Raw genomic sequence first — 3,704 nt, 5'->3', positions numbered from 1 at the left:
GACCGCAGGAGTGCTGAAGTGCCGAATGAATTTTCATGGTAACGCAAGAAGGCGGCTGAATCTTGCTTTTCGCAAACCCGGCCAGTCGTAATGGACTTGATGTTGTAGCGGAGCTGCTTTACACGAATCCTGCAGGTCTGGATGAGAGCGGAAACCTGGTAATCATAGAAAACTGAGTAATTCAGAAGCTGAGGATAAGTACCATAGCATGCCTAGGACAAGGTACAGGAACAATGTGAGCCTGATCACGTACTTTTAGATGTCAGCTGGATCCAAAGGCGACTTGACTAAAGATGTTGAACAGGTCTATACAACATATGCCTATATGAGTAAACAACGGCAAGGCTGGCTGCGGGCTTCTGCCCGTGGCTGGCCCGGCCGTGTTCGGGGCGTTCATGCCTGCCTTGAACTCCAGCAGGCGTAAGTGTGGTGGGGGCGCGGGAGGGAGTGTCGGCTCACTTGGGGTTGAGCCTTGACTGACACTGGCCTCCCTGCCCCCTTTTGTGGGCCGGGGCGGGGGGATTGATCCGCCTCAGGCCTGTCTTACTCGTGCGAAGCGTGTGACAGCAGGCGTGTCTCCCTCCGGTGGCGGCGGGATGCCAGGACCCCGCCCATGCTGGTCATGCCGGTGGCCAGGGCGAGCAGGATGCCTTCCTCGCCGGCCTTTGGGAGCACGCCTGCAGCCAAGTACGTGTATTTGAGGGAGGTGTCCGGCTGCTGGGGTCCGCCCAGCACCGTGTAGTCCACGCTGACGGTGACCGTGCCCGGCATGTGTGCAGGCGTGGTCACGGTCACGCTGCCGCCATCGCCGGGCTTCAGTTCTGATACGGGGGTCTGGTCGAATCTGACGCCGGTGATCACCAGCTGCAGTTTGATCTCCACCGGCACTGGAACACTCCAGTTGTTGGTGGCACCGTCGATGATCTCACCAGAAGCGTGGTCGTATTGCCAGGTGTAGGCTTTGTATCCCCAGGTGTAGGCTTTCCCGTCGCTGCCCACGGCCAGCGATCGATACATTCCGGCGCTGACCTGTGTGGCTTTCAGCCCTTTGCTCGCGTCAGAGGGGCTGGCGGGGTCGCGCACATGAATAGGAACACTCGAAGAGCCGCCGCTGTTGTTGCCGAGCCTGCCATATTTGTCTTCTCCCCAGGCGTAGGCGTATCCGTCGCTGCCCACGGCCAGTGAATGCCGGCTTCCAGCGTAGACCTGGGTGGCTTTCAGCCCTTTGCTCGCGTCAGTGGGGCTGCTTGGATCGCGCACGCGCACGGGAACAGACGAACCTGCAAAGTAACCTTGGCTGTTGTTGCCAAGCTGGCCATCATCATTGAGTCCCCAGGCGTAGACGTTCCCGTCGCTGCCTATGGCTAGCGTATGACCGTCTCCGGCGCTGACCTGCACGTAGGTGAAATCCGCAGGCACGTCCGGATACGTCTTGCGATCAGGCGTCCTCACCATGACCGGCTTAGTCTGGGTGTAAGTGTCCGTCCCGTCGCCGAGCTGACTATCTTCGTTTAATCCCCAGGCGTAGGCGTTTCCGTCGTTGCCTATGGCTAGCGTATGAGCGCCTCCGGCGCTGACCTGCACGAAGGCAAAGTTCGTGGGTGTGCCTTCAGGCTTCAGCGTTCTGTGCGACTCAAGCCAAAGGCCGCCCTCCATCCCGTCGCCGAGCTCGCCATCCCAGTCCCATCCCCAGGCGTAGACGTTCCCGTCGCTGCCCACGGCCAGCGAATCATCCTCTCCGGCGCTGATCTGTACGTAGGTGAAATCCGCTGGTAGGTCCGGACAATTCACAGGCTTGGGCACCTTGCCCGGCGTATTCCGTTCGGTTCTCGTCGTGTCGCCGAGCTCGCCATACCGGTTGAATCCCCAGCCGTAGACGTTCCCGTCGCTGCCCAGGGCCAGCGAATGGGCACCTCCGGCACTGACCTGCACGTAGGTGAAATCCGCAGGCACGCCGGCAGGCTTCTGCACCATGACCGGCGTAGTCCGGTCGGTGTACGTCCCGTCGCCGAGCTGGCCATGGTCGTTTTTCCCCCAGGCGTAGGCGTTCCCGTCACTGCCCAAAGCCAAGGAAAAATTGGTCAGATAGGTATCTTTCCCTTCTTTTCCTTCGCTGACCTGGCTGAACCTGATGCCTCGCCTGGGAATGTCTGGCGGGGTGATGGTGGTCTGTTGGCCTCCTGTCTGGCTGCCTTTGTCAGGGTTGATTTTCCACGTGTTGTTGGGGTCTTTGAAGGTCCATTTGGCGGTGAGGGTAAGGTTCTGGGTGACGGGTCTGCTGAAGTCATAGGCGACCTCCCCGATGAACCATCCGTCGAACAGGTAGCCCTGGCGAGCCGGGTCGGGGGAGGGACGCTTGGCCCTGCCGTACGGGGTGGAGACGTTCTGGTCTGCGGGTTTGGGGTTTCCGCCTTCTGTATTGAAGGTGACCGTGCAAGTGGGGCTTTGCACCTCCTCCCTGGTCAGGGGCTGGTCGACCGTGTAGTTGAGACTCCTGGTGAAGGGCTGGCCGTCCTGCCTGCCGGCGATGGTGATGGCGGTTTGCCCTGGCTTGTGGGCGGGAATCTCCGCCTGCCAAGCGTCGTCGTTCTTGCTGAACGTCAATGCTTGGCCGTCCATGCTAGCTGATTCCAGTGTGAGCGCGGTGCTGGTGTCGAGCCTTGCTGGTTTGCCGGGCCGACCCTGCTCGTCCAGGCTCCACCTGTATATGTCGCCCGTCCTGCTGATGGCGGTGATCCTGCTGTCGGCGGCTTCGGCGGCTTGCATGTACTGCTGATTCCCATCGGTCGTACATATGGGCGCTTCGCCGGGCTTCCAGGCCCAGATGCGGCCTTTTGAGTCTATGAGAGTTGCTTGCATAACGTTACTGCTTATGGCTGTAATGGCAGAAAGTTCAGATGAAACAAGCGGCTTTGGCTGGCTTTGTTCGTTATCCAGATAGCTAATCTGACCTGTTAAGTCAAGAAGTATAAAGCCATGATCCACGGATGATATCTGAACAATACGGCTGGTGACCTTGACGGGTTGTATCTGATTGATATCGACGGCATCCGGCTTCCAAGTCCATACCTGGCCCTTGCTATCCAAGGCGAGCAGGCGATCAGCATTGCCAACCGCCTTGACTGCTAAGGCCTGCTTGGGCAGGCTCATGGCCTTTCCTGTCAGCTTCCCCTTACTGGTCCATGCGCATATAAGGCCATCTTGATTCACTGCTAAGAGGTGGCCAGGAGTCATGGCGATGCTGGCGTAGGTCGTGGAGTCTGAGGCGAGCAAGGCTGGTGTATCCCCGCTCCCATTCCAGGTGTAGATGCGGTGGTCCCGGCTCAAGGCCGCGTAACCGTTCCTGCCAACGACTCCAGTTATGAATCGCACGTCGCCAGACGTACTTCGAGGTGATGGCACCTGAACGGGTATCTTATCGTTCGTTGTCCACGTGAACAGGCGGCCATCGCCGGTCACACCGATCAGCTTGTCGTCACGGGCTTCCAACGTGCTAAAGGAAAGGGAATCCGCATTCGGAGGTGTAACGGTGATGCTGGTGCCGCCGGAAGCCGGACCATGGTCGGGACTCAGAGTCCAATCAGTAACCGCTGTCCACTTGGCCTTTAAGGTGATGTCTCTGGTGACCGGGGTGCGGAAATCCATGATTCCGTCATGCTCCGCCCAGCCGTCAAAACGATAGCCGTCACGCTGCGGATTGCGAA

General features: G+C 59.2%; 1 protein-coding gene. It reads right to left on the bottom strand.

The genetic code is table 11. The annotated features are described in order from the left end of the window. Positions 1 to 543: 543 nt before the first annotated feature. Positions 544 to 3,704 (bottom strand): RCC1 domain-containing protein (locus AC0AP0_RS10210; protein WP_490430380.1); only part of this gene is annotated, 3,161 nt, incomplete at its 5' end.

The organism is Bifidobacterium sp. POST2/T3 (B1) (assembly GCF_058197115.1).
Note: the sequence above shows the minus strand (reverse complement) of the source record. Positions and strands in the feature narration are given on the sequence as shown.